1 protein-coding gene is annotated in these 852 nt (G+C 51.5%); it reads left to right on the top strand.

All coding sequences use genetic code 11. The features are described 5' to 3' along the window. Positions 1-821: RNA-guided endonuclease InsQ/TnpB family protein (locus NW838_RS05815; RefSeq protein ID WP_414427676.1), on the top strand; the 821-nt coding region annotated here is incomplete at its 5' end. Positions 822-852: the final 31 nt, after the last annotated feature.

Here is an 852-nt window from a genome sequence, read left to right as displayed (position 1 = left end):
CTATCAACTTGCAGCGTCCTATCCCAGATGGGTTCAAGGGCAAGCAGGTGAGGGTACTGTCCAAGGTAAGGGGGACGCAATGGTATGTCGTCGTTACCATCGAATCGGACATATCGATTCCCGATGCTCCGGTTCACGGTCGTGCGATTGGGATTGATCTGGGATTGGAACGGTTTTTGACGGTTTCAGATGGCAGCTTCCAGGAGCGACCCAAGTTTTTTAGGTCGATGCAACGCAAGCTGAAATTGCTGCAACGCAGAGCGGCACGAAAACAGAAGGGGTCACGAAACTGGGAGAAGGCACAAATCAAAGTTGCCAGAATGCACCATCGGATTGCGAACCGTCGTAAAGATTTCCACCTAAAGACGGCTCATAAGCTTTGTGACCAAGCGCAAACCATCTTTGCGGAAGACCTCAATGTCACAGGCTTGACACGGGGAATGCTGCGAAAAGGTTGTGTTGATGCCGCCTTTGGACAATTTCTGTCTCTGTTGGAATGGGTGTGCTGGAAACGTGGAGTGTACTTCGCTAAAGTCAACTCCAACGGGACTAGCCAAACCTGTCCCAAATGTTTTGCTACTGTCAGCAAAACGTTGACAGCAAGGGAGCATCATTGTCCTGAGTGTGGGTATCGAACTCATCGTGACCATGCAGCAGCAGAAATGGTTTTGCATCGTGGACTAGAGAATTTAGTAGCCCAGGGACTCTGGGGAACGGAAACAGCCTGCCAAGTCGTTCTGTCGGGGGTCTATGACCTAGATAAGTGGCGTGGGGCAGGAATGCCTAATCGTGAGGTTAGGAAGCCCGCGCTGTACCCGTAGGGTCAGCGTCGGGAGGATGTCACGTTATACC

The organism is Synechococcus sp. R55.2 (assembly GCF_047462075.1).
In the GTDB taxonomy this organism is placed as follows: domain Bacteria; phylum Cyanobacteriota; class Cyanobacteriia; order Thermostichales; family Thermostichaceae; genus Thermostichus.
Note: the sequence above shows the minus strand (reverse complement) of the source record. Positions and strands in the feature narration are given on the sequence as shown.